23 protein-coding genes and 1 tRNA gene are annotated in these 23,112 nt (G+C 70.9%); 21 read left to right on the forward strand and 3 right to left on the reverse strand.

Features of this window, described 5'->3' with window-relative positions; translation table 11 throughout:
• The 7 genes from H596_RS0117145 to H596_RS0117175 all read left to right on the forward strand — a co-directional run.
• The coding region (locus H596_RS0117145; protein ID WP_027285924.1) for an IS5/IS1182 family transposase at positions 1–280 on the forward strand (280 nt) is incomplete at its 5' end.
• Positions 281–417: 137 nt separating this feature from the next.
• Positions 418–492: transfer RNA gene (locus H596_RS0117150), tRNA-Gly, on the forward strand.
• Between the two features lie 436 nt (positions 493–928).
• Positions 929–3,586 (forward strand): type I restriction endonuclease subunit R, encoded by a 2,658-nt coding sequence (locus H596_RS0117155; RefSeq protein ID WP_245584056.1) that lies wholly within the window; start codon positions 929–931, stop codon positions 3,584–3,586.
• Between the two features lie 2 nt (positions 3,587–3,588).
• Positions 3,589–5,136 (forward strand): restriction endonuclease subunit S, encoded by a 1,548-nt coding sequence (locus H596_RS23100; protein ID WP_051213321.1) that lies wholly within the window; start codon positions 3,589–3,591, stop codon positions 5,134–5,136.
• On the forward strand, positions 5,133–6,584 hold the full coding sequence (locus tag H596_RS0117165; protein ID WP_027285926.1) for a type I restriction-modification system subunit M: 1,452 nt from the start codon (positions 5,133–5,135) through the stop codon (positions 6,582–6,584). Before H596_RS23100 ends, H596_RS0117165 begins: the two co-directional genes overlap by 4 nt.
• Before the next feature lie 71 nt (positions 6,585–6,655).
• A complete protein-coding gene (locus H596_RS0117170; RefSeq protein WP_027285927.1) occupies positions 6,656–7,246 on the forward strand; it encodes a hypothetical protein in 591 nt (196 codons plus the stop codon).
• On the forward strand, positions 7,243–8,022 hold the full coding sequence (locus H596_RS0117175) for a hypothetical protein (protein WP_027285928.1): 780 nt from the start codon (positions 7,243–7,245) through the stop codon (positions 8,020–8,022). The genes H596_RS0117170 and H596_RS0117175 overlap by 4 nt, the downstream gene beginning before the upstream one ends.
• Positions 8,023–8,067: 45 nt before the next feature.
• On the opposite strand, the gene H596_RS0117180 is transcribed toward H596_RS0117175, so the two are convergent.
• Genes H596_RS0117180 through H596_RS0117190 form a run of 3 tightly spaced genes read right to left on the reverse strand, consistent with a single transcriptional unit; the run spans position 8,068 to position 10,342 of the window.
• Positions 8,068–8,481, reverse strand: coding sequence for a hypothetical protein (locus tag H596_RS0117180; RefSeq protein ID WP_027285929.1), 414 nt, complete (start codon positions 8,479–8,481; stop codon positions 8,068–8,070).
• Positions 8,478–9,830 (reverse strand): recombinase family protein, encoded by a 1,353-nt coding sequence (locus H596_RS0117185; protein WP_027285930.1) that lies wholly within the window; start codon positions 9,828–9,830, stop codon positions 8,478–8,480. Before H596_RS0117185 ends, H596_RS0117180 begins: the two co-directional genes overlap by 4 nt.
• Positions 9,827–10,342 carry a DUF2924 domain-containing protein gene (locus tag H596_RS0117190; RefSeq protein ID WP_084602955.1) on the reverse strand — a complete coding sequence of 172 codons (516 nt, stop codon included), beginning with the start codon at positions 10,340–10,342 and terminating at the stop codon, positions 9,827–9,829. The genes H596_RS0117185 and H596_RS0117190 overlap by 4 nt, the downstream gene beginning before the upstream one ends.
• Before the next feature lie 1,069 nt (positions 10,343–11,411).
• Between H596_RS0117190 and H596_RS23105 the strand changes: the two genes are divergently transcribed.
• From H596_RS23105 to H596_RS0117265, 14 genes are all read left to right on the forward strand, one after another.
• A complete protein-coding gene (locus tag H596_RS23105) occupies positions 11,412–12,632 on the forward strand; it encodes a toprim domain-containing protein (RefSeq protein ID WP_084602957.1) in 1,221 nt (406 codons plus the stop codon).
• Positions 12,623–14,887 (forward strand): hypothetical protein, encoded by a 2,265-nt coding sequence (locus H596_RS23110; RefSeq protein WP_027285932.1) that lies wholly within the window; start codon positions 12,623–12,625, stop codon positions 14,885–14,887. The genes H596_RS23105 and H596_RS23110 overlap by 10 nt, the downstream gene beginning before the upstream one ends.
• Positions 14,888–14,933: 46 nt before the next feature.
• Positions 14,934–15,437, forward strand: coding sequence for a hypothetical protein (locus tag H596_RS23115; RefSeq protein ID WP_027285933.1), 504 nt, complete (start codon positions 14,934–14,936; stop codon positions 15,435–15,437).
• Positions 15,434–15,943, forward strand: a complete 510-nt coding sequence (locus H596_RS23120) for a hypothetical protein (protein WP_051213324.1) — start codon at positions 15,434–15,436, stop codon at positions 15,941–15,943. The genes H596_RS23115 and H596_RS23120 overlap by 4 nt, the downstream gene beginning before the upstream one ends.
• A gap of 14 nt (positions 15,944–15,957) precedes the next feature.
• Positions 15,958–16,569, forward strand: coding sequence for a hypothetical protein (locus H596_RS0117220; protein WP_027285934.1), 612 nt, complete (start codon positions 15,958–15,960; stop codon positions 16,567–16,569).
• A gap of 502 nt (positions 16,570–17,071) precedes the next feature.
• On the forward strand, positions 17,072–17,563 hold the full coding sequence (locus tag H596_RS0117225; RefSeq protein ID WP_027285935.1) for a hypothetical protein: 492 nt from the start codon (positions 17,072–17,074) through the stop codon (positions 17,561–17,563).
• Positions 17,564–17,926: 363 nt separating this feature from the next.
• The gene (locus H596_RS0117230; RefSeq protein WP_037301904.1) at positions 17,927–18,151 is read left to right on the forward strand and encodes a hypothetical protein; all 225 of its coding nucleotides are present in this window, start codon (positions 17,927–17,929) and stop codon (positions 18,149–18,151) included.
• 90 nt (positions 18,152–18,241) lie between these two features.
• Positions 18,242–19,096: a DUF3489 domain-containing protein gene (locus tag H596_RS24710; RefSeq protein WP_051213325.1), complete on the forward strand. Its 855-nt coding sequence runs from the start codon at positions 18,242–18,244 to the stop codon at positions 19,094–19,096.
• A 90-nt stretch (positions 19,097–19,186) separates the two neighbouring features.
• Positions 19,187–19,696, forward strand: coding sequence for a hypothetical protein (locus H596_RS0117240; protein ID WP_027285937.1), 510 nt, complete (start codon positions 19,187–19,189; stop codon positions 19,694–19,696).
• Between the two features lie 25 nt (positions 19,697–19,721).
• Entirely contained in the window at positions 19,722–21,626 is a 1,905-nt protein-coding gene (locus H596_RS22240; RefSeq protein ID WP_037301907.1) for a phage terminase large subunit family protein, read from the forward strand.
• A 14-nt stretch (positions 21,627–21,640) separates the two neighbouring features.
• Positions 21,641–21,994: a hypothetical protein gene (locus H596_RS0117250; protein ID WP_027285938.1), complete on the forward strand. Its 354-nt coding sequence runs from the start codon at positions 21,641–21,643 to the stop codon at positions 21,992–21,994.
• On the forward strand, positions 21,991–22,596 hold the full coding sequence (locus H596_RS0117255; RefSeq protein WP_027285939.1) for a hypothetical protein: 606 nt from the start codon (positions 21,991–21,993) through the stop codon (positions 22,594–22,596). Before H596_RS0117250 ends, H596_RS0117255 begins: the two co-directional genes overlap by 4 nt.
• Positions 22,596–22,832, forward strand: coding sequence for a phage head-tail joining protein (locus H596_RS0117260; RefSeq protein WP_027285940.1), 237 nt, complete (start codon positions 22,596–22,598; stop codon positions 22,830–22,832). Before H596_RS0117255 ends, H596_RS0117260 begins: the two co-directional genes overlap by 1 nt.
• Positions 22,829–23,112, forward strand: a 284-nt coding sequence (locus H596_RS0117265) for a phage portal protein (protein WP_037301898.1), incomplete at its 3' end; no start/stop codon positions are given. The genes H596_RS0117260 and H596_RS0117265, both read left to right, overlap by 4 nt.

The following is a 23,112-nucleotide window of genomic DNA, read 5'->3' on the forward strand; positions in this document are numbered from 1 at the left end:
CGGGACCCGGAACCTGATCGCCGACCGTGGCTACGACAGCGCGCGCTTTCGTGAAGCCCTCATCTCCCGGGGCATCACGCCCTGCATCCCATCCACACGAAGCCGCAAACGCCCCATCCCGCACGACGCCCTGCTCTACCGCCAGCGCCATCGCATCGAGATCATGTTCGGCAGGCTCAAGGATTGGCGCCGCATCGCCATGCGCTACGACCGCTGCGCCCACACCTTCTTCGCAGCCATAACACTCGCCGCCACCGTCATCTTCTGGCTCGGGCAATGAGTCCTGAGCCTAGCGGGCCGCCGCCCGCCAGCCCAGTGTGTGTGACACATCCGGCGAAAAAGGCAACCGCATAACTCTACCCTGGGGGTACCCGTTGCCAAGCCGATCAAAGCCTGCCATAGGAACCCGCAGAGCGGGCGGGCGTAGCTCAGGGGTAGAGCACGACCTTGCCAAGGTCGGGGTCGAGGGTTCGAATCCCTTCGCCCGCTCCAGTCGGTCTTCCGAACCACATTCTCCGTTGTGACGTCCCCCGGCGGAATCGCGGCCTTCCGCCACGTTTTCCGTGCGCACCTTGGGACTTCGAGTGGGGTCGCGAGCCCCGGCGCGCGTCTCTCTCCGGGCTTTTCTCTCCGGACCTTGGGACTTGCCCGATCCAGTCTACAAGCCTCAACCCGTTGTTCTGCCTCATCTTTTCGGCGTCGCAGGGCTTGGATATTCAGCAACCGCTTCGCCCAGTTGAACGCCTCGGACGCCTGAATCCGGCGCGTCGCAGGCCCAAGCCCCTCGAATCTCCCGATCCTGTGTTACTCTTCCGGTATGGATGGCCAGGAGCGCGGGCGCCGCGACGCAGCCCCAGAGGCACGGGCGCGACAGATCATTGATGCCGGCCTCGCGGCCGCGGGCTGGATCGTCCAGGACCGTGCCGAAGTGAACCTGCACGCCGGCCCTGGCATCGCCGTGCGCGAGACGCCGACCGCCACCGGCCCCGCCGACTACTTGCTCTTCCTCGATGGCCGCGCCTGCGGCGTGCTGGAGGCGAAGCCCGAAGGCACGACCCTGTCGGGCGTCGTGCGCCAGGGCGACGACTACACCCGCGCCGCACCGGCCAGGTATCCCGCCTGGGCCGACCCGCTGCCCTTCGTCTACGTCTCGACGGGCGCCGAGACCCTGTTCCAGGACGCACGCGACCCACAGGCCCGCCCCCGCCGCGTCTTCGCCCCCCACCGGCCCGAGACGCTGCGCACCATGCTCGGCGCCGGCAGCAGCCTTCGCGCCCGTCTGGGCACCCTGCCGCCGCTCGACCCGACGCGCCTGCGCCCCTGCCAGGCCGAGGCGATCGCCGGCGTCGAAGCCTCCCTCGCGCAGGGCAGGCCCCGCGCCCTGGTCTCCATGGCGACCGGCGCCGGCAAGACCTACACGGCCTGCGCCCTCACCCACCGCCTGCTCTCGCCGCCCGTCCGCATGGGCCGGGTGCTGTTCCTGGTCGACCGCGCCAATCTCGGCACCCAGGCCAAGCGCGAGTTCGACGCCTTCGCGCCCGCCGGCGCCGGCCTGCTGTTCCGCGAGGAGTTCACGGTCCAGCACCTCCAGGGCAGCACCGTCGACCCTTCGGCCAGCGTCGTCATCTCCACCGTGCAGCGGCTCTACTCGGTCCTGCGCGGCCAACCCTTCGACGACGCCGACGACGAGCGCGGCGGCTTCGAGCGCGCGGCGGACGACGCCGAGCGCCCCGTCACCTACAACCCCGCCATCCCGCCCGAGACCTTCGACCTCATCATCGTCGACGAGTGCCACCGCTCCATCTACGGCAACTGGCGCCAGGTGCTGGAATACTTCGACGCCTTCCTCGTCGGCCTCACCGCCACGCCCGGCCGCCACACCCTCGGCTTCTTCCAGCAGAACCTGGTCAGCCAGTATCCCTTCGAGCGCTCCGTCGCCGACGGCGTGAACGTGGATTTCGAAGTCTGGCGCGTCCGCACCGAGGTCGGCGAGCGCGGCGGCACCATCCCCGCCGGCTTCACCGTCCCCCACCGCGACAAGGAGACGCGCCGCCGCCGCTTCGCCGCGCTGGACGAGGACATGCCCTACACCCCCGGCCAATTGAACCGCGCCGTGGAGGTGCCGAACCAGATCCGCACGGTGCTGCAGGCCTATCGCGACGCCCTGCCGGCCCAGCTCTTCCCCGGCCGGCAGGAGGTGCCGAAGACCCTCATCTTCTGCCAATCCGACAGCCACGCCGAGACGGTGACCGAGATCGCCCGCGAAGTCTTCGAGGCCGACACCCGCTTCGCGCAGAAGATCACCTACCGCGCCACCGGCCGCAGCGGGCAGGAGCTGATCCAGGATTTCCGGACCGACCACCTGTTCCGCATCGCCACCACCGTGGACATGGTCGCCACCGGCACGGACATCAAACCGCTGGAGGTCGTGATCTTCCTGCGCGACGTCCGCAGCGCCCAGTATTTCGAGCAGATGCGCGGCCGCGGCGCCCGCACCATCCTGCCCACCGACCTCCAGCGCGCGACCCCCTCTGCCGAGCGGAAGGACCGCTTCATCATCGTGGACGCGGTCGGCGTGACGGAGAGCGTGAAGACGCCGACCGAGCCGCTGGAGCGTGACCGCACCCTCAGCCTGGAAGCCCTGCTGGAGCGCGTCGCCTTCGGCCACACCGACGAGGACACCTGCGCCACCCTCGCGGGCCGCCTGGCCCGGCTGGAACGGCGCCTACCCGACCCGGCCCGCGCCGAGCTGACCCAGGCCGCCGCCGGGGCGACGCTGACCGACCTCGCCCGCGCCCTGGTGGACGCCGCCGACCCCATCCGCATCGAGGCCCGCGCGCGAGAGGCCGGCGCCGCGACGCCCGACGACGAAGCCGCCTGGGACGCCGCCGCCGAGGCCCTGCGCGCCGAGGCCTGCCGGCCGCTCGCCGCCAACCCCGCCCTGCGCCGCGCGATCCTGGAGGCGCAGCGCTCGACGGAGATCATCGTGGACGAGCTGACGGCCGACGCCGTGCTGTCCGCCGATTTCGACCTGAACCGCGCCACGGAGATCACCGAGCGCTTCGGCCGCTTCCTGGCCGACGAAGCCGACCAACTCGCCGCCCTAGCCATCCTCTATGCCCGGCCGCATGCGCAGCGCCGGCTGACCTACGCCATGCTGCAGGAACTGCGCGCGGCCATGGCGCGGCCGCCCTGGCTGCTGGACGACAAGGCGGTGTGGGCGTGCTACCGGCGCCTCCATGCGGGGCAGACGCGCGCGCCGGCGGGGCTGCTGACCGACTTGGTGGGGCTGGTGCGTTACGCCATCGGGGCACGCGCGGTGCTGGCCCCCTTCGCGCCAGACGTGAACCGCAATTTCGAGCTGTGGCTCGGCCGCGAGAAGAAGGCCGGGCGCGACTACACCGAGGCGCAGATGGAGTGGCTGCGGCTGATGCGTGACGAGATCGCGAGCAATGTCGAGCTGAGCATGGAAGTGTTGCGTGACCAGTATGCGCATCTGGGCGGCACGGCTCGCCCCCCCTCCCTGTTCGGCGCGGAGCGGCTGCCGGCGCTGGTGGATGACCTGACCGACGCGCTGGTGGCCTGAGGATGGACGCGCTGCCCGGCATGGGGCTGCCGGCAGGCTGGGCCTCGGCAACGCTTGGTGAACTCTGCGACGTCATCGGCGGCCTCACGGTGGACGCGAAGCGCGGCGGCCCCGGCCATGTTGAGGTTCCGTATCTGCGCGTGGCCAACGTCCAGCGCGGTCGCTTGGACCTCGCGAAGATGCGGACCATCCGCGTCCCGGAAGCGAAGCTCGAAGCGCTGACGCTCCAGCCTGGTGACGTGCTGCTGAACGAAGGCGGCGACCGCGACAAGGTAGGCCGGGGATGGGTATGGGAAGATCAGCTTCCGCAATGCGTCTTCCAGAACCACGTCTTTCGCGCGCGCGTCCGCGATGACGTCGTCTGTCCCTATTTCCTGTCGCTCTACCTCAACGAGTTCGGTCGCGACTACTTCCTGACCGGGGCCAAGCAGACGACGAATCTCGCGTCGCTCTCCCTCTCTGCGGTGAAGGGCGCGCCTGTCGTCGTGCCACCACGAGCCGAGCAGGATCGCATCGTCGCCGCGGTGAACGACCTGTTCGAGGAGGTGGAGGCCGGCGAAGCCGCGCTGGCGCGGGCGCGCGAGAGCCTGACGCAGTTCCGCGTCAGCCTCCTCCACGCCGCCTGCACCGGCGCCCTCACCGCCGACTGGCGCGCCGCGAACCCGATGAATCAGACGGGCGGCGATATGCTCGCGGCGGTCATTCGCCGCCGCCAGCGCCTCTGGGAACATGGGGAGACGGCCCGCGGTCGCCGGCCCTCAGCCTATCAACGACCTCCAGAAGCAGATGCCGCGGAATTGCCATTGCTGCCGGCCGGCTGGGCATGGGCGACTGTTGCGCAGCTCAGCTTCGTGTCCGGTGGCCTGACGAAGAACGCATCGCGCAACGACAGCCCGATGCAGCTTCCCTATCTCCGCGTCGCGAACGTCGGCGAGGACCGCATTGATCTCACTGACCTCCGCAAAATCGGGGTGACGGAGGGGGAGTTGCCGAGGATCGCGTTATTGCCCGGTGACCTGCTGTTCGTTGAGGGCAATGGCAGCGCCGATCAGATTGGGCGCGTGGCCTTGTGGAGCGGGCAGGTCCGTCCGTGCGTTCACCAGAACCACTTAATCAAGGCTCGGCCTGTGCGGCGCTTCCTCGGGCGCTGGATGCGCGACTGGTTCATGTCGCCCCTCGGGAAGCAGTTCGTTCAAGCGGCCGCCTCCTCGACGTCGGGCCTGCACACGCTGAGCATCAGCAAGATCGAAGGTCTGCCGGTTCCGATCCCGCCAGCCGCCGAGCTACGCCGCATCCTCCCACGATGCGCCGAGATGAAGCGCGAACATGCAGACGGCGCGCTGGTCCTCGATCAGCAGTCGGGTGCGTTGTCCTCGCTTCGCCAATCCGTCCTTCACACCGCCTTCACCGGCCGCCTCGTCCCGCAGGACCCGGCCGACGAGCCCGCCGCCGCCCTGCTCGCGCGCCTCCGCGCCACGCCGGCCGCGTCACGCCGCCCGCGTGCGCGCCGCAGCACCACACAGGCCGACCTGATCGAGACACAAGCATGAGCGAGACCGAGAACGTCCTGACCGCGAAGGTCTGGAACCTCGCCCATGTCATGAACAACGCCGGCGTCGGCTCCGGCGACTATGTGGAGCAGGTCACCTACCTGCTCTTCCTCAAGCTCGACGCGGAGCGGGAGGAGGACGGGTTGCCCTCCCTGCTGCCGGAGGACTGCCGCTGGGCGCGCCTCGCCGCGCTTTCCGGCCGAGAGCTCGCGCAGCACTATGCCCGCACGCTGGAGACGCTCTCCACGCAGCCCGGCCTTGTCGGCACCATCTACACCCGCGCCCGCAACACCATCGAGGAACCGGCCCATCTGCACCGCCTGGTGCGCATGATCGGCGCGGAGAGCTGGTCGGGCTTCGGCGTGGACGTGAAGGGCGCGATCTACGAAAGCCTGCTGGAGCGCACCGCTTCCGACACCAAGTCCGGCGCCGGCCAGTATTTCACCCCGCGTCCCGTCATCCAGGCCTGCGTCGAGGTGGTGGACCCCAGGCCGGGCCAGACGATCTGCGACCCCGCCTGCGGCACCGCCGGCTTCCTCCTCGCCGCCTTCGAGCACATGCGCCAGAAGCCCGAGGCGCGCGACCGCGAGACGGGGCGAAAGATGCGGGAGGAAGGCTTCACCGGCTACGACATCGTCGCCGGCGTCGCGCGGCTCGCCGCCATGAACCTCTACCTGCACGGCCTCGGCCGCGCCGACGTCACGCCGATCCACCGCGCCGACGCGCTGCTGGCCGATCCCGGCCGGCGGTGGGACGTGATCCTCACCAACCCGCCCTTCGGCCGCCGCCAGTCCATCCAGGTCTTCACCGGCGACGGCGAGGCGGAGACCGAGCGCGAGGACTATCAGCGCCCCGACTTCAACGTCACCACCGGCAACAAGCAGCTCAACTTCGTTCAGCACATCATGACCGTGCTGGCGCCGAACGGCGTCGCCGCCGTGGTGCTGCCCGACAACGTGCTGTTCGAGGGCGGCGCCGGCGAGAAGATCCGCCGCCGCCTGCTGGACGAGTTCGACTGCCACACCCTGCTGCGCCTGCCGACCGGCATCTTCTACCGCCAGGGCGTGAAGGCGAACGTGCTGTTCTTCGAGGCCCGCCCGCGCCGCAAGGAGCCCTGGACCGAGGCGCTGTGGGTCTACGACCTTCGCACCAACAAGCGCTTCACCCTGAAGGAACGCCCGCTGCGCGACGCCGACATGGCAGAGTTCGTCAGCCTGGCGAAGCTCTCCGACCGCCGGTCGCGGCGAGAGACCGAACGCTTCAAGTGCTTCACCTACGCCGAGCTCGCCGCGCGCGAGAAGCTGGACCTCAACCTGAGCTGGCTGCGGGAGGAGGGCGCGACCGACCCCGCCTCGCTGCCCCCGCCTGTCGAGATCGCCGCCAGCATCGCCGAGGACCTTGAGGCGGCGCTGGCTCGCTTCCGCGCGGTCGCGGCACGGCTTGGCTGAGGAGGTGCCGTTGTGACCTCCTCGCTGTCGCCGCAGCGCGGCTCCTGCACAGTCGGGCGAAGGATGCGTTGATGGCCAGCGGCGCCGACAGAGACGAAGCGGCCGATGCGGTGCTGCTGAGCGATCTCTCGGCCTTCCTGGCCGCGGAGAAGGCACCGAGTGTTCCGATCCAGTGGGTGGAGGACGGCAGCTATCTCCGCTTCACCGCCACGCTGGATGTCGGAGAGGTGACTGAAGACCGGGCCCGCCTGATGGGTCGCGCACATGCTTCGATGCCGGATCGCAGCGTGTCGCTGACCCTTACCTGGCAAGGGCCTGCGGTGCGGCCGCAGCCCTTTGAGCGCTTCGAGTGGCGGCCACATGACCGCCATACCAACAAGCCGATCGTGCCGAAGCCGCACCGCCACCGGATCATCGAGACAACTCACCGCCATCCGCTGGCGTTGAATGCGCGCGTCGCCGGCGGGCTGGCAGCGGCGATGACGGAGAACCTTCCCGCGGCCGAGGCCCTGGCCCCGGAGCCGCTGGACTGGGCCGCCTTCACAGCCGCGGCAGCGGCGGCCTGGCGGATCGCGGCGCTTGTTCACCTGCCGCCGCCGCCGTGGCAGTATGACCTCCTGCCTTTCGCGGACACGGCACGACGGGGAGGGCGTGGCAGGTGACCATCACAAGCTTCATCGCGACGCCGCCGGCAGCGCCCGATCTGGACGAGATCGCGGCGGAGATCAGCCGTGGGCTGGCCAGTGCCGAGGTCTTCGGCGGACGCGCCTACCTCCGCACACCCATGCTGTTGCCCTCTGGTGCGTCGGTGGTGGTGGTGATCGAGCAGGAGGGCGCCGGCCGCTTCCGCATCACGGACCTCGGCCAGGGGCATGATGAGGCGGAAACGCTCGGTTTTGGCCGCATCTATCGGCGCCAGGCCGAGGACGTCGCTGGCCTTCAAGGACTGACAGCCGATCAGGGCGCGCTGTCGCTGCGCGATCTTGGCCCGGAGGAGCTGACCGGCGCGACCATGGCGCTCGCCAGCGCGGTTCTGCGCACCATGGAGCGGGCAATGCTGCGTGCGGCTGACCGCCGCCCTCAGACCGCCGCCGATCGACTGATCGCGCGGCTCAGCCGCTTGTTCCCAGGGAGGCAGATTCGGCCCGATGCGGAGGTGCGCGGTGCCTCGACCCACGCATGGCAGGTGGATGCCGTGGTGGAGACGGAGCGCGGCTTGGCCCTGTTCGACTTCGTGTCTCCCGCGCCGGTCTCGGTGGCCTTCGCCGCCGCCAAGTTCCACGATATCGCCCTGCTGGAGAATGCGCCTGCACGCATCGCGGTGGTACGGCGGAAGGATGCCTTTGGGGATCTGCTGCCTGTCGTCGCGCAGGCCGCGAAGATCGTGCAGGAGGACGCCGCTGACTCAACTTTCGAGAGCCTAGCAAGGGCAGCCTGAGATGCGCTGACCAGCGCGATGACCCCGTCGTCACTCGGCGGCGGCTTACTCGGACTGTGCATCTCGCGACATGCCGATGATCACGCGCTGCTGCTTCCAGTCTGCGGGCACTGCTTCCAAAAGGCGGCCGGCGAAAGGCTCAGGAATGCCTGCGCCATCGAGGACGTGCTCGACCACGTCGGGCGCGAGAAGGGCGAGGCGGAGGATGCGACCAAGGTATCCGCGGTCGATCTTCTCTGCCTCCGCCATTTCGGTGATCGACGCATAGCGTCCCTCGTCCAGCAGCCGTTGGTACCGGAAAGCACGGGCGAGCGCCTTCATCAGCGCCGGGTCCGTGCGCGTGCGAACGGCGGCGGCGGCGCCCTCCTGCACCACCGGCGTCACCAGCGTCTTCCGGCCTGCCCGCCGCCGGATCCTCAGCGGCACCCGGACCGTGATGTGCGTCGTGGTGGCGCTCATGCTGCCACCGTGGAGGCAGAGAGGGCATTGGCCGTGAGATCGTGGACGAGGCTGCTCAGCCCCTCCACCCGGAGCCGGATGTCGGCGCCGCCCGGGCCGACGACCACGCGGTCAACGACTGATCGCATCAGCCGCGCCTGCTCAGCCGGGAACAGTTCACCCCAGAGCGGCTCGAGCCGAGCCAGCGCGTCCCGGACCTCGACCTCCTTCAGGTCGGGCGCCTCCGTCCGTGCAGCGAGCCAGGTGCCGACGACGACCTCCGGCTGCCGCAGCAGCGCGCGGACCTGGTCCACCACCGCCGCCTCGATCTCCGCGGCTGACACGCGCCGCACGATGCCATCATCGCGGGGCGCGTCGCCCTTCAGCACGCGCTGGGCCACGTAGTACCTGTAGAGCCGGCCGTTCTTTACGCAGTGCGTCGGCGACAGCGCCCGACCGTCCACGCCGTAGATCAGGCCCTTCAGCAGCGCCGGCGCGTGCTGTCGATTCTGCGCGGCGCGCTTCCGCGGGCTGACCTGCAGGACCGCATGTGCGCGCTCCCACAGATCCCGCGGCACGATCGCCTCGTGCTCGCCGCGGTAGACGTTCCCCTTGTGCGTGACCTCGCCGATGTACGTCCGTAGGTTCAGGATCTTGTAGACGTCACCCTTGTCGATCGGCCGGCCCGACTTCGCCGTGACACCCTCAGCCTGGAGGCGGCGCACAGTCTCCACGCCTGAGTCGGTCTCGACGAAGAGCTCGAACACGCGCCGCACGCGCGCGGCCTCAGCATCATTCACCACCAGCTTGCGATCGGCCACGTCGTAACCGAGCGGCACCTTGCCCCCCATCCACATGCCGCGCGCCTTGGACGCCGCGACCTTGTCGCGGATCCGCTCGCCGATGATCTCTCTTTCGTACTGTGCAAAGCTGAGCAGGATGTTCAGCGTGAGCCGTCCCATCGACGTGGTCGTGGAGAAGGACTGAGTCACACTCGTGAAGGTGACGCCGTGCGCCTCGAACGTCTCCACCAGCTTCGCGAAGTCCATCAGCGAGCGGCTGAGCCTATCGATCTTATACAAGACAACAACATCGATCAGGCCTTGCTCGATGTCGGCCAGCAGGCGCTTCAGCGCGGGGCGATCGAGGGTGCCGCCACTGAACCCGCCATCATCGTAGCGGTCGCGGACGAGCACCCATCCCTCGGCGCGCTGGCTGGCAATGTACGCCTCACATGCCTCGCGCTGCGCGTCGAGGGTGTTGAACTCCTTGTCGAGCCCCTCGTCAGTGGACTTCCGAGTATAGACCGCGCAGCGGAGCTTCTTCACCGAGGCGGGCATGGCCTCGTCCGTCAGCTTGCGGCGGCTCATGCCCCAGGCCTCCCCTTCAGCCCGAAGAAGGTCCAACCGTTCCAGCGCGTGCCGGTGATGTGCCGCGCAATGGCGGAGAGCGACCGGTAGGGCCGCCCCTCGAACTCGAAGTCATCTGCGCGGACCGTCACCACATGCTGCACGCCGTCATACTCGCGCACCAGCCGCGTGCCGGGGAGCGGCCGGCTATCGGCGCGGATGCGGCGCAGGACCACGTTGCCGCCATCGAGCTGCTCGCCCAGCGCCTCGAGCCGCGCCCGCGTCTCCGGCCGCAGCCCGCCGTATGCGAGCTCTTGCACGCGGTAGCTGAGCCGGCTCACCAGGTAGGGCCGATTGAAGGGCGGCGGCTCTTTGCCGAACAGCACCCGCCATTGCTCCCGCAGCTCCGCGGCCGTCGCGGTCTGGAGCGCCGCGAGCCTCGGCAGCACCTGCGCGGGCGGGATCTTCGGGAGGGTGGGCGCCGGCGGCGCCGCGTCCTTCTGCTTCGCCTTCGCGGTCGATCGTCGGGTCATGCGACTCCCTCTCTCCTGGGGTTCGCATGACGGCGCTGCGGCGCAGTCGAGTGTAGGCGAACTTCTCCGGACCCTCGGGCCTGCTCGGCGGCGCGCGCGAGATCCGCGGCAGCGCGGCTGCGCAGCCGCAGCTCGCCAGGGGCGAAGATGCCGCGGGCATCGCGGAAGCGGGGCGGAATGCACAGCGGCGGCTGTGGCGGGATGCTGTCCATACTTAGCATTACCCAGCCTCCCCGGAATCCGTCCCACGGCATCGGCCGTTTCTGATCATCACAGCGACAGCATCGCCGGCCACGCTGCCAATGATTGCCGAGCCGGAGACCGCGGCGTCGATGGTCTGGATCGTCTGGCGCATGCGCGCCACATGCCAGCTCCGCGCAGTCCGGCGCCATGCACTGATGGCGCTGCGAAATCCGCATGGCGTGGAACGCAACAGGAGAGCGCTCGCCAGGGGTGCTGTTGTGTTCATCGCGTGCACCATGCCGAGCGCAGCGCACTGCGGGGAGTGCGTTCTTGTCACGCGCGTAGCCGAGCGAAAACAAAGGAAGCGCAGCGTGGCCGCAGCAGGCGCCGCCGCTGGTGATCGCGGCCGCGACTCGGAGCTGGCGCACGCGCTGCCGCAGCAGGGTTCAGACGGGATGATGGCGACCATGGTGGTCCCTCCGACACGCAATCCTCTGACCCTCATTTACCGATCGAGCCCGCCTTTCTTCTCACGCGCCCTGCCGGACCGCAGACGATCATCCCCCTGCTGCTGATTACCGGGGCCACCTGTGACGTGTTCCACGCCGGCGCCCCGCTCGGGCTTGGGAGCTTGGCGAGCGGTTCGCATCGCAAACCGCTCGGGCAGTAGAGATGATGAAATTCTCCAACATTCGCTGCCTACGTAGTTCGCTCCCGGTCGCTCTCGCTTGGCGGTCGCCAATATTGAAATCCGTTCTCCACTACACAAGCTTAAATACTCTTGCGCGGTAATCATCATCGACCTACTTTGACCATGTGAACAACTGCGGCCGGCAATCAGCGCGGCGCAGCTCACGCCCCATCCGACAGACAGGACGATTCCCGCATGCGCGCATCGTCGCCCGCTGCCGTTTCCGACGCTGTCTCCGACCTGCGTGACCTTCGCCTCGCCCTCATCGCGAACTGGCCGTCCTTGCTGACGGAGCTGCTCGGCAAGCCGGCGCGGCGGACGGCACGGCAGTGGCGATGGAATCGCCGCGGCAGCCTCTCCGCGGTCGTGAGCGGCACGAAGCTCGGCACCTGGTTCGACCACGAGGCCGGCACCGGCGGCGGGCCGCTTGAGCTGATCGCACGCGAGCGCGGCGGCGACTGGCAGGATGCGGCCGACTGGGCGCGCCGCTGGCTCGGCATGCCGGCGTGGGACCCGGCGCGGCCACGCCCCGCCGCAGCCGCCGCGGCCAGTACCAGCGCTGCCGCGGACCAGCCACCCGATCCTGCAGCCGCGTGGGAGGCGCAGCTGCGGTACTACGCGCACCGCGCCGCGACGATCACCTGGGAGAGCGCCGGCCCCGCGGATCCCGCGCACGGCTACCTCGAGCGCAAGGGCGTCCGCCCGCACGGCATCCGGATGGAGTCGGGCGACGTGCTGGTGGTGCCGCTGGTGGACCTCGATGGCACGATCCACACGCTCCAGCGCATCTACGAGGACGGCACCAAGCGTTTTCTCTCGGGCGGTGCGAAGGCCGGCCACTTCACCCCGATCGGCGGACCGCTCGCCGACGCCGCGACGATCCTGGTCTGCGAGGGCTGGGCGACGGGCGCCACCGCGCATGAGGCGACTGGCCTGCCGGTGGTCGCCGCGATGGACGCAGGCAACCTCAAGCGGGTCGCGCCGGTCCTCAGGGATCGCTACCCGTCAGCGCGGCTGGTGATCCTCGCCGACAACGACACGAAGCCCGGCCGCGTGGACAACCCCGGCGTCACTGCCGCCATCGCCGCCGCCCGCGCCGCTGGCGCCCTCGTGGCGATCCCGCCGGAGCCTGGCGACCTCAACGACCTGGCGGCCGCGCAGGGCCTCGAGGCGGTCCGCGAAATCATCGCTGCCGCCGCGCCCCCGCCGCGGCCACTGCCCACCTATGCGCTCGCCTCGCTGGAGTTGGTCGGGGCGCGTGCGCTGCTCGAGGACCGTATCGCCGACTTCATGGCCGAGGTCGCGGCGTACTGGACCGCCGATCCGCTCGAGGCCGAACTCGCCCCGCAGCCGGGTCCGCCGGACTGGGCCGTGCTCGCCGCGGCCGAGGCCGTGCACGGGGCGGCATGCTCCTAGACTTCAACGCCGCGCCGCGTCCGCCGCGCCTCGCCCTGCCGGTGGCCGTGGGCCTCGGCAAGACCACCGCCATGCAGCGCGGCCTCGCCGGCCTGCTGCGCAGCGGTGCTCTGCGGGGCAAGACGGTGGTGGTCGGCGTTCCGCGGCACGACCTCGCGGCGGAGCAGCGCGACGCCTTCGCGGCGCTCGGCGTGGAGGCCGCCCTCTGGAAGGGCCGCAGCGCCCCGGACCCTCGGCCGGGCGAGCCGGACCGGCTGATGTGCCTCGATCCATCCGCGCCGTTCGACGCCATCGAAGTCGAGCGCGTCGTCGAGACCACCAGCTGCAAGGTGACCCGGGACGGCGTGACGAAGATCTGCGCGTTCTACCACCAGTGCGGCTACCAGGCGCAGAAGCCACCGCTGCGCCGCGCCGAGGTGGTGATCACCGCACACGACACGCTGTTCCACATGGCCCCGAAGGAGCTCGGCGCCGTCGGCCTGCTGGTGCTGGACGAGGGCTTCTGGGCGGCCGGGCTCCGCGGCACCGACGGCAAGGCGCTGCTGACGCTCGATGGGCTCCGCCCGCATCTCGGCACGGTGCTGTGCTGGACGGCGCGCAACAAGGAGAACTGGGAGGCCACCGCCGACCTCCACGCTGCGCGCGAGAAGCTCTGGAAGGTGCTCGCCACCGCGCCGAGCGGGCCGCTCTCGATCGCCGCGCTGCGGGCAGCTGGCCTCACCCCGCAGATCTGCCGGGACGCCTCCGGCCACGAGCACCGGCGCCTTCGTAATCCCGGGCTCTACCCCGGGATGGACCCAGCCGAGCGCCGGCGCCGCATCGCCGCCGTGCTGCCGAAGGAGGGCGAGCCCTGGGCGCCGCCCGGCCGCACCGCCGCGATGTGGATGCTGATCGCGGAGGCGCTGGAAAACGACCACGACGTGGCCGGCGCGGTGCTGTGCGACGTGACGACCGAGAACGGCACGGTGCGGTCGCTGCGCCTGGCCTGGCGGGCGGGGCTGCGGAAGTCCTGGGGCGCCGGTGGGCCCGTGCTGCACCTCGACGCGACGCTGCGGCCCGAGCTGGTCACGCCCTTCCTTCCGGACATCACCGTCGCAGAGCCGGTGCGGGCGACAGAGCCGCATGTCCGGGTTCGCCAGGTGCTCGGGGCGCCAACCAGCGCGAAGGCCCTCGCTCCCGATCCGAGCGCGCCGGCCCGGGACCAGTCCGCCGCCCAGCTGCGCCGGCGTGAGATGGCCGCGCTGATCGCCCTGCGGGCGCGGACGCTGCACGGCCGGGCGCGATCGGGGAAGGACCTGCTGGTGATCGGCCAGAAGGCGGCGGTCGATGCGCTCCGGGCGCTCGGTCTGCCGGCCAACGCCGAGGCGGTGCACTTCAACGCGCTGAGCGGCCTCGACCGCTGGCGTGAGGTCGCGGGCATGATGGTGCTCGGCCGCACGCTGCCGGCGCCCCTGACAGTCGAACGCCTCGCCGCCGCCCTCACCAACCGCCCACCCCTGACCAGCCGGGGTGACGTGGCGTGGTGGTATGGCCGCGTGGAGCGGCGCATCGCGCTGGCGGATGGGGGCGTGCACGCCACCACCGGCGAGGAGCACGCGGATCCCACCGCCGAGGCGCTGCGCTGGGCGATCTGCGAGGGCGAGCTGGTGCAGGCCGTCGGGCGCGGCCGCGGGGTCAACCGCACCCCCGAGACGCCGCTCGAGATCGACCTGCTGACCGATGTAGTCCTGCCCGTCGCCGTGCATGAGGTGCTGGCCTGGGAGGAGGTCCAGCCGAGCCGGCACGACATCATGGCCGCCGCCGGCGTGGAGCTGGAGAACGCCGCCGACATGGCGCGGTGTTTCCCGGAGCTCTGGCCCAGCCATGACGCGGCCCGCCAGGACGGGAGGAGTGTGAGAAACTGCTATTATAGGGATCTCCATAATAGCAGATCCTCACACTCCTCCTCGGTTGTGAGCTACCGGCCGGCGGGGCCCGGCCAAAAGGACCGGCAGGCGCGGTTCGACCTCGAGCTCGTCCCCGATCCAAGGGGCTGGCTCGAGACCCGCCTCGGGGCGCTGGCGCATTTCGAGATGCTCGGCGGGGAGCCATCCCCGGCACCGGCCCATCCCGTCGCCGATGCGCGTGCCCGGCTGGCCGCATTCAGCGCCCGGCTCGACGCCGCCATCCACCAGCGCCTTGCCATCGACCGCGCCCGCCTCGCGGCGCTGTCGGCCCGCCTTGAAGCCGCGAAGCCACACCCGGCCGCGGCCTGACCCACGCTGCCCGCTGCGGCGCACCGACCATCCACAGGGAGAGACCATGATCACCGTCTATCGCGCCGGCTCCTTCGCCGAGGAGCCCGATCCGCCCTGGCGAATTGCTGCGCGCGACTACGCGCAGCCATCCGATCTAGACTGGGCCGAGGCCGTCTCCGCAGAACTCGACTGCGAGGGCAACCGCATCGCGCTCCATGGCGGAACCATTCGCGAGGCATCAGTCGTCTGGTGGGCGCTGCCGGAGGGCGGGCACTACGCCGAGTTCGAGTGCCTCTACCAGCCTGTGGCGGCCGTCCTGGTCCCGGACCAGCGCGACTGGCTCAGCTTCTACATCGCGTTCGTGCTGCCCTTTCTCCAGGGCCACGCGACGGTCGCACTCGCCCACCGGCAGCAGCGCGTCGGCGACGTGCTCATCGCGCGGGCGCGGCATGGCGAGGGTGACCACGTGGACCCCACCACCGGCACATCGGAGTTCGACACGCACCCGCGCTGGAGCCCCGCCCTGCGCGACCCGCACCAGACCACCGGACGCGGGAGGCCAGCATGATCACCAAGCGCATCACCGTGTTCCGCGCGGGTGTCTTCAGCACCGAGCCCTACCCACCTTGGATGGAGGCAGTGCATGCCGCAGAGGTCGAGCGGGAGGACTACGACGCAGCCCTCGACCACGTGCTCGGCCAGCGCACGTCGCACAGTGCTGTGAATGGCGTTGCTTGGCCCGCGGCGGAGGTCATCACCCGTCGCACGCCGGATGGCGGCTACTTCGTCGACATGATGGCGGAGGAGTACAGCCACGCCGAAGTTTGGATCCCTGACCCAGCGGATTGGCTGCCGTTTCACGTCGGGTACGTCGAGCCGTTCCTGATGACGCACGCCACGATCCGTCGCAACGACTGCCTCGACCGCCTCACCAACGCGCTCATCGCCTTCGCGCGGCATGGCGAGGGCAGGCACATCGATCGTTTGACCGGCGAGTCCCGCATCGACGAGCGCGAGGACGAGGAGCGCCGCAAGCGCAGCGCTGCCGGGCGCAGCCGCACGACGAGCAACTGACGGGAGACGCCACCATGGCCAGCAAGCGCAAGCGCGCGACCACCCCGCGCGAGGACCTGTCCAAGCCCTCCAAGTGGCGGCTCCAGCACGGCCCCATCACTGCCCCGGAGCGCGCCACCGACCCCGAGACGGGCGTGCCCGTGCAGCGGCGCCGCGCCGTCGACACCCTCGGCATGCTCCTGGAGAACGGCTCCATCACTCCGCAGATGCACGAGGCCGCGGAGATCTTCCGGACGCAGTTCCGTGCCGCAGCCCTCGACGGCATGCGCACCATGCCGCTGATCCGGGTGGCACGCGGCACCGGCGACACACTGACCGAACGCCACGTCAGCGCCCGCCAGAAGGTCTTGGCGGCGATCAAGCACGTGGGCGGGATGGATAGCCCCGCAGGCAGCAGCCTCTGGCACGTGGTCGGGCTGGAATGCTCGATCCGCGAGTGGGCCATGCAGCAGGGATGGAACGGCAAGGCGCTCGTCCCGGCGCATGGCCAGGGCATCCTGGTCTGCGCGCTCGGGACGCTGGTCGAGCACTATGGCCTGGCGCCCCGGTCTCGCCGCACCGCCGCAGTGGTGATGCCGCCGCCATCGCCGGCCGAGGTAGCGGCCAGCCGCGCGGCACAGGCCTGACCCGCCCGGCCGCTAGACGCGGAGGAGTGTGACGTTTTGCTATTAGGGATCTCCTTATAATAGCAGATCGTCACACTCCTCCCGTTCTGGGCTTACCTTCTGGTCGGCGCCCACGTGCACGCAGCATGGCGAGGTTACAATTGCCCCCGTAGCGGCGCGCGAAGCACCCAGTCTATCGAGAAGCTGCGCCGCGCTGATGGAGCTCGACGCGGCGGTGGCGAATGAGCCACAGCGTCGCCTGATCGAGATCGTGGCTCGCCAGCCGCAGGGTCCTTCCTGGGCCCGGCGTATGCGGGGGGCGGAAGCGTGCGACTTCGCTAGCGTCAGGAGATTTTTTCAGGGTTCCAGGCGGATGCCAGACCGTTAAGAACGCCTCGCAACTCATTGCGTACATTACAGTTTCGTTCCGAGCGAGGCAGATGCCAGACCCGGCCAGTTTCCAACCTGGCCTGGCATCGCGCCCCTCCCGATTGCCAGCGCCCCTGCCCCGATGGAGAGGATCATGCCGGAGCGCACCACCTCCGCCCGCGAGGTCGCGCGGCGGCTTGGCGTCTCGCACACCGCAATCCAGAAGGCCGAGCGGGTCGGGCGCATTACCCGCGAGCCTGACGGCAGCTGGGACATCGACCGAGTGCGCCGCGACATGACCGAGACGGCACGGCCAGGCGGCTCGCCGCTGGCGCCGCCGATGGAGGCCACCGCACTCGGGCGGCTGACCATCGCGCGGCTGGCCCTGCGCGTGGAAGCGCAGCGCCTAGCGCTCGATCGCAGCAAGGGGCGGCTGATGGACATCGCGGCCGCGGACGCCCGCATCGACGAGATCGCGGGCGCCATGCGCGATGCGGTGCTGAACTGGCCTGCGCGAGTGTCGGGTCAGATCGCCGCGCAGATCGGCGCCGAGCCGCACCTCGTGCAGACGCTGCTGCAGGAGCATGTCGCGGTGCTATTGAACGACATGGCCGACCGCTTCGAGGGGCGGGCGGCACCTCGCTGAAGACGGCGAGCCAGTCGTCGGCTCGGGGCGTGCCACGTCGTCGGCGACTTGCCCCGCCATCGCCGAGCATTCCAACGCTGATGCCGCGGAGACGAAGTCCGCGCGGAGCGGAAGCCTGGCGCGGCGGCCGCAGCGCAGCCACCTGCCTGTCGGCATGCGGTGCTGATGGCAGCGAACTTCCCACCGCTAGGAATGTCGCCAGCACGCTTCGATTGCCGATCGGCGGGAAGCTCCTGCCGGGCAGAGATCATGATGTGATTGGGATCTCTCGAAGAACGCAAACCGCGCTGTGACGATCGCGCTTGGCTCGCGCGTGGCACAGCGCGAATGGTCCGTCACGCGATGCGGATGACGGAGACCACGATGACGAAGCGCGAAGCGGTGCAGCAGCGGAGCCTCGAAGCGTTCCTAGCGAAAAAGGCGGAGTTCGATGCGCTGCTCGCCGAGTTGCAGCAGGCCAGCGCGGACCACTTCGGCGCAGACCCGGGGGCGGTGCTCTGGGGCGAGGCGGCCTGGCTCACGGACGCCACCGCGAAGCTGAAGGACATCGCGGATCAGCATTTCCGCCGGGGTGAATACGCCGCCTAACGCGGGACGCTCCCGCACCGCCCCGACCGGCACGCGCCGGCGGGGCTCCCGGCAGTAGGGGCCGATGGTCGGCACCCGACACCGGAGACCATGACGATGAAGCTTTCCGACACGCAGCGCGCGATCCTCGAAGCCGCCGCGCAGCACCCCGAGCACCTGGCCTACCCGCCCGCGCGTCTGCCCGCCGGCGCGCGGCAGACGGTCGCGAAGACGCTGCTGAAGAACGACCTGGTGATCGGCGTGCATCGCCCCGCCTACGACGCCATCGCGAAGTGGACGGTGGATGGCGACGAGATGCTGCTGAAGATCACCGACGAGGGCCTGCGCGCCATCGGCATCGACCCGAACGCGGGCGACGCCCCGGAGGAGGACGAGCAGAGCGCCGCAGCCATCGCCCGCCGTAACGCCGAGCGCCGCGCCGCCGCGGAGGCTGCCGCGCCGGTGGCCGACACGGCGCCGACGGGCGGGGAGGACGCCGCGGAGGGGGATGCCCCCGCGGAGGAGGCCGAACCCACCCAGGGCGCGCCCACGTCCGCCCCGCGGGGCAGCCTGCGCGATGCCGCCGCGGCGGTGCTGGCCGCCTGGGACAACGAGGCCAACCGCGAGACGGACATGATCACCGCCCTCGACGGACCGATTCAGGCCCTCCGCGCCGCCCTGGCCGGCAAGCCGTCCCGCGCCGCGCGCGAGCCCGGCGCCCCGCGCAAGCCGCGCGAGGGGACGAAGCAGGAGCAGGTGCTCGCCCTGCTCCGCCGCGCGGAGGGCGCGACCATAGCGCAGATCTGCGAGGCCACCGGTTGGCAGCAGCACACGGTCCGCGGTTTCTTCGCCGGCCTGAAGAAGCGCCAGGGGATCGAGGTGCAGGTGCTGGAGCGGGTCCGCCAGGTCGGCCCGAACAAGGAGGGCGCCCGCGGGTCCTACACGATCTACCACCTGCCGGCCTGACAACCCCGCCGGACGCGTCGAGGGCCCGCCACCGAAGGGTAGCGGGCCCTTGGTCGTCATGAACACCATGGGCGGCGGGAGGTCGCCGCCATGCCCGAGCTGACCCCCTCGACCCGCGAGGCCGCCCGCCGCATCGGCATCACCGAGACGGCGCTGCGCAAGGCGGAGGCGACGGGGCGGATCGGCCGCGAGCCGGACGGAAGCTGGGACATCGACAAGACCCGCCGACGCCTTACCGAAACCGCCGACCCTGCCCGCCCACCCAAGGCAAACAAAGCAGAGGGAACACCGTACGCCCGGCTGAAGGTCGCGCAGCTCGCGCTGAAGGTGGAGGCGCAGCGCCTTGCGCTCGATGAGAACAAGCGCCGGCTGCTCGACGTCGCCGAGGCCAACGCCACGATCGACGAGATCGCCGGCGCGATGCGCGACGCGCTGCTGAACTGGCCGGCCCGGGTCTCGGGCCTGATCGCCGCCGAGCTCGGCGTCGACCCGCATCTGCTGCAGACCATCCTGCAGCAGCACGTCACCGACCTGCTCTCGGAGGCCGCCGATCGCTTCGACCCCGCAGGCCTCGGCGGAGCTCGGCAGCCGGGCGCGTGAGCATGTGCGCCGGCGGATGGGCGCGATGCTCCGCCCGCCGCCGCAGCTCACCGTCTCGCAGTGGGCGGAGCGGCACCGCATCCTCGGCAGCCGCGCCTCCTCCGAGCCGGGGCCCTGGCGCACCTCGCGCACGCCCTACCTGCGGGAGGTGATGGACGCGCTGTCGGCGGTGCACCCGGCCCGGCGCGTCGTGTTCATGAAGGGCGCCCAGGTCGGCGCCACCGAGAGCGGCAACTGCTGGCTCGGCTACATCCTGCACCACGTGCCGGCCCCGGCGCTGGCGGTGCAGCCCACCGTCGAGTTGGCCAAGCGCTTCTCGCGCCAGCGCATCGACCCGCTGCTGGAGGAGACCCCGGCGCTCAAGGAGCGGGTCGCCCCGGCCCGCGCCCGCGATTCCGGCAACACGCTGCTGTCGAAGGAATTCCCCGGCGGCATCCTGGTGCTGACCGGCGCCAACAGCGCGGTCGGGCTGCGCTCGATGACGGCGCGGTTCCTGTTCCTAGACGAGATCGACGCCTATCCCGGCGACGTCGAGGGCGAGGGCGACCCGATCTCGCTGGCCGAGGCGCGGGCGCGCACCTTCGGCTGGCGGCGCAAGGCCTTCCTGGTCTCGACGCCGACCATCGCCGGGCGCAGCCGGATCGAGCGGGAATATGCCGCCTCCGACCAGCGCCGCTACTTCGTGCCGTGCCCGCACTGCGGCGAGATGCAATGGCTGAAGTTCGAGCGGCTGCGCTGGGAGAAGGGCGACCCGCGCTCGGTCCGCTACCACTGCGAGAGCTGCGACGAGCCGATCGAGGAGCACCACAAGACCGCCATGCTGGCCGGCGGCCAGTGGCGGGCCACGGCGGAGGCGCAGGATCCGCACACGGTCGGCTTCCACATCTCGGCGCTCTACTCGCCGGTCGGCTGGCTGTCCTGGGAGCAGATCGCCCGCGACTGGGAGGCGGCGCAGGGCAAGCCGGAGGACCTGAAGACCTTCAAGAACACCGTGCTCGGCGAGACCTGGCAGGAGCAGGGCGAGGCGCCGGACTGGGAACGCCTCGTCGAGCGGCGTGAGGACTTCCGGATGGGCATCGTCCCGCCGGGCGCGCTGGTGCTGACCGCTGGCATCGACGTGCAGGACGACCGCCTGGAATGCGACGTCTGGGGCTGGGCCGAGGGCTTCTCCTCCTGGCTGGTGGACCACGTTGTGATCCCCGGCAGCCCGCGCGAGCGGGAACCGTGGGACGCGCTGGCGAAGCTGCTGGCGCGCGACTGGCCCCGGTCTGGTGGCGGGACGATGCAGATCGCCCGGCTCTGCGTCGACACCGGCGGGCGGGACACGGCGGCGGTCTATGGCCATCTCCGCCGGCTGCGGGATTCGCGCATCGCGCCGACCAAGGGCGTGGACGGCTGGAACCGGGCGCAGCCGGTGCAGGGCCCGACGCCGGTCGATGCGCTGGTCGATGGCCGCAAGCTCCGCCGCGGCCTGAAGCTGTGGACGGTGTCGGTCTCCACCTGGAAGGCCGACCTCTACCGCCGGCTCTGGCTCGGGCGCGGCGATGCCGCAGAGTTCCCGCCCGGCTGGGTGCACCTGCCGCGGGCGATCGAGGCGGAGTGGGTGAAGCAGCTCGTCGCCGAGCAGCTGCGCACGGTGAAGGACCGCCGCGGCTTCGCCCGGCAGGAATGGGCGAAGCTCAGGGAACGAAATGAAGCGCTGGACTGCGCGGTGCTGGCGCGCGCGGCACTCTGGCTGCTCGGTGCCGACCGCTACGGCGAGCGCTTCTGGCAGCAGCTGCGGGACCAAATCGCCAATGCCTCGCTGCGGCCGAGCGAGCTTCCCGCTGCTGGGAACGTCGCTTCTCAATCGCCGCCGCCGGCGCCGCAAGTGCCCGAGACCCATCGCCCGCGTGGCTGGCTCGCGCCGCGCGGCGGCTGGCTGCGCTGACCCTGGAGACCCTCATGACCGCCATCGTCCCGGTGCGCACCAGCATCGCCGCCAGCCAGGCGCTGAGCGCGCCGGTCGCCAGCGTCGGCTACGGCGTCTGCCTGCTGCTGCTCCCCGCCGCCTGGACCGACGCCCCGCTCACCGTCCAGGGCTCGCTCGACGAGGGCGAGCCCGCGGCCTGGGCGGACCTGCACGACCACCTCGGCAACGAGGTGGTGCTGACCGTCGCCGGCGGCCGGGCGCTCACCCTGCCGCCCACCCTGCTGCTCGGCTGGCGGTGGCTGCGGCTGCGCTCCGGCCTTGCCGCGGCGCCGGTGGACCAGGCGGCGGAGCGCCTGCTCACCCTCGGCATCCGGCCGCTCGCATGACCGCTCTGTTCCAGCACCACCTGCCGCCCGCGCCGGCGATGCTGCCCTACGTCCCGGGCCGGTTCTACGCCTCGCAGCACGCGCGCGCGGTGGGCGGCGCGGTGGCGATGGCGGCGAACCGGCTGTACTGCGTGCCCTACGTCCTCGCCCGGCCCGGGCTGTTCTCGGCCATGGCGGTGGGCGTGACCACCGGCGCCGCCGGCCTCCTCCGCATGGCGCTCGCCGCCGACAACGGCGCCGGCCGGCCGGGGGCGGTGATCGAGGAGCCGCTGGCCGACGCCGAGACCACCACCGGCGCGGCGCTCTGCCCCTTCGCGCAGCCGCGCTGGATCTCCGCCGGGGTCTGGTGGCTGCTGCTGTGCTTCTCGGGCACGCCCTCGGTGCGCGGCACCAGCACCCAGGCCTTCAGCGGCGGCAACACCCTGCTGCTCGGCTCGGCCGCGGCGGACGGCGGCGCCGGCGGCGGCACGACGGGGAGCGAGAACGGGTTCTTCGCGCCGCTGGCGCACCAGGCCGGCGTGCCGATCATGCCGAACCCGCCGAGCGGGCTGTCCTACCTGGTCAACGCGGCGGCGCCGCTGCCGACGCTCCGGGCCGCGTGATGGATCCCGCCGTCCTCGCCTGGGCGCTGGCGCAGCCGGCGGGCAGCCGTGCGGCCGCCCTCGCGGCCGCCTACACCGGCGGCACCACGCGGGTGAGCTTCGAGGGGCGCACCGTGGAGTACCGCAGCCTCGACGAACTCGGGCGGGCGCTCGCGGTGCTGCATGGCGCCGAAAACGGTGCCGCGCGGCGGCCCTCGGTCACGCTCGCCAGCTTCGCGCGCGGGGGTGGCGCGTGATCGAGCGGATGATCCGAGCCTGGCGGGCCTTCCGCGGCTACGCCGCGGCGCAGGATGGGCGCGCCTCCGCCTGGGCGCCCTCCGGCGGCAGCGCCAATGCCGAGATCGGCACGGCGGCGGCGACGGTAGCGCGCCGCGCGCGCGATGCCGTGCGCAACGATCCCTATGCCAGCCGCATCGTCGATCTCTGGACCGGCAACGCGGTCGGCGCCGGCATCACGACGCGCTGGCCCGACGATGCGCACAGCCGGGCGTGGCAACGTTGGGCGGAGGGCACCGT

It is taken from the genome of Rubritepida flocculans DSM 14296 (assembly GCF_000425365.1).
Taxonomy (GTDB): Bacteria; Pseudomonadota; Alphaproteobacteria; order Acetobacterales; family Acetobacteraceae; genus Roseococcus; species Roseococcus flocculans.

Bases quoted from the DNA above. Each gene is read 5' to 3' on its own strand.
- H596_RS0117165 (WP_027285926.1), top strand. From the start codon at position 5,133: ATGAGCGAGACCGAGAACGTCCTGACCGCGAAGGTCTGGAACCTCGCC.
- H596_RS0117220 (WP_027285934.1), top strand. From the start codon at position 15,958: ATGGCCAGCAAGCGCAAGCGCGCGACCACCCCGCGCGAGGACCTGTCC.
- H596_RS24710 (WP_051213325.1), top strand. From the start codon at position 18,242: ATGACGATGAAGCTTTCCGACACGCAGCGCGCGATCCTCGAAGCCGCC.
- H596_RS0117185 (WP_027285930.1), bottom strand. From the start codon at position 9,830: ATGAGCCGCCGCAAGCTGACGGACGAGGCCATGCCCGCCTCGGTGAAG.
- H596_RS23115 (WP_027285933.1), top strand. From the start codon at position 14,934: ATGATCACCGTCTATCGCGCCGGCTCCTTCGCCGAGGAGCCCGATCCG.
- H596_RS23120 (WP_051213324.1), top strand. From the start codon at position 15,434: ATGATCACCAAGCGCATCACCGTGTTCCGCGCGGGTGTCTTCAGCACC.
- H596_RS0117190 (WP_084602955.1), bottom strand. From the start codon at position 10,342: ATGACCCGACGATCGACCGCGAAGGCGAAGCAGAAGGACGCGGCGCCG.
- H596_RS0117180 (WP_027285929.1), bottom strand. From the start codon at position 8,481: ATGAGCGCCACCACGACGCACATCACGGTCCGGGTGCCGCTGAGGATC.
- H596_RS0117230 (WP_037301904.1), top strand. From the start codon at position 17,927: ATGACGAAGCGCGAAGCGGTGCAGCAGCGGAGCCTCGAAGCGTTCCTA.
- H596_RS0117225 (WP_027285935.1), top strand. From the start codon at position 17,072: ATGCCGGAGCGCACCACCTCCGCCCGCGAGGTCGCGCGGCGGCTTGGC.
- H596_RS0117250 (WP_027285938.1), top strand. From the start codon at position 21,641: ATGACCGCCATCGTCCCGGTGCGCACCAGCATCGCCGCCAGCCAGGCG.
- H596_RS0117255 (WP_027285939.1), top strand. From the start codon at position 21,991: ATGACCGCTCTGTTCCAGCACCACCTGCCGCCCGCGCCGGCGATGCTG.
- H596_RS0117170 (WP_027285927.1), top strand. From the start codon at position 6,656: ATGGCCAGCGGCGCCGACAGAGACGAAGCGGCCGATGCGGTGCTGCTG.
- H596_RS23100 (WP_051213321.1), top strand. From the start codon at position 3,589: ATGGACGCGCTGCCCGGCATGGGGCTGCCGGCAGGCTGGGCCTCGGCA.
- H596_RS0117260 (WP_027285940.1), top strand. From the start codon at position 22,596: ATGGATCCCGCCGTCCTCGCCTGGGCGCTGGCGCAGCCGGCGGGCAGC.
- H596_RS22240 (WP_037301907.1), top strand. From the start codon at position 19,722: ATGCTCCGCCCGCCGCCGCAGCTCACCGTCTCGCAGTGGGCGGAGCGG.
- H596_RS23110 (WP_027285932.1), top strand. From the start codon at position 12,623: ATGCTCCTAGACTTCAACGCCGCGCCGCGTCCGCCGCGCCTCGCCCTG.
- H596_RS23105 (WP_084602957.1), top strand. From the start codon at position 11,412: ATGCGCGCATCGTCGCCCGCTGCCGTTTCCGACGCTGTCTCCGACCTG.
- H596_RS0117240 (WP_027285937.1), top strand. From the start codon at position 19,187: ATGCCCGAGCTGACCCCCTCGACCCGCGAGGCCGCCCGCCGCATCGGC.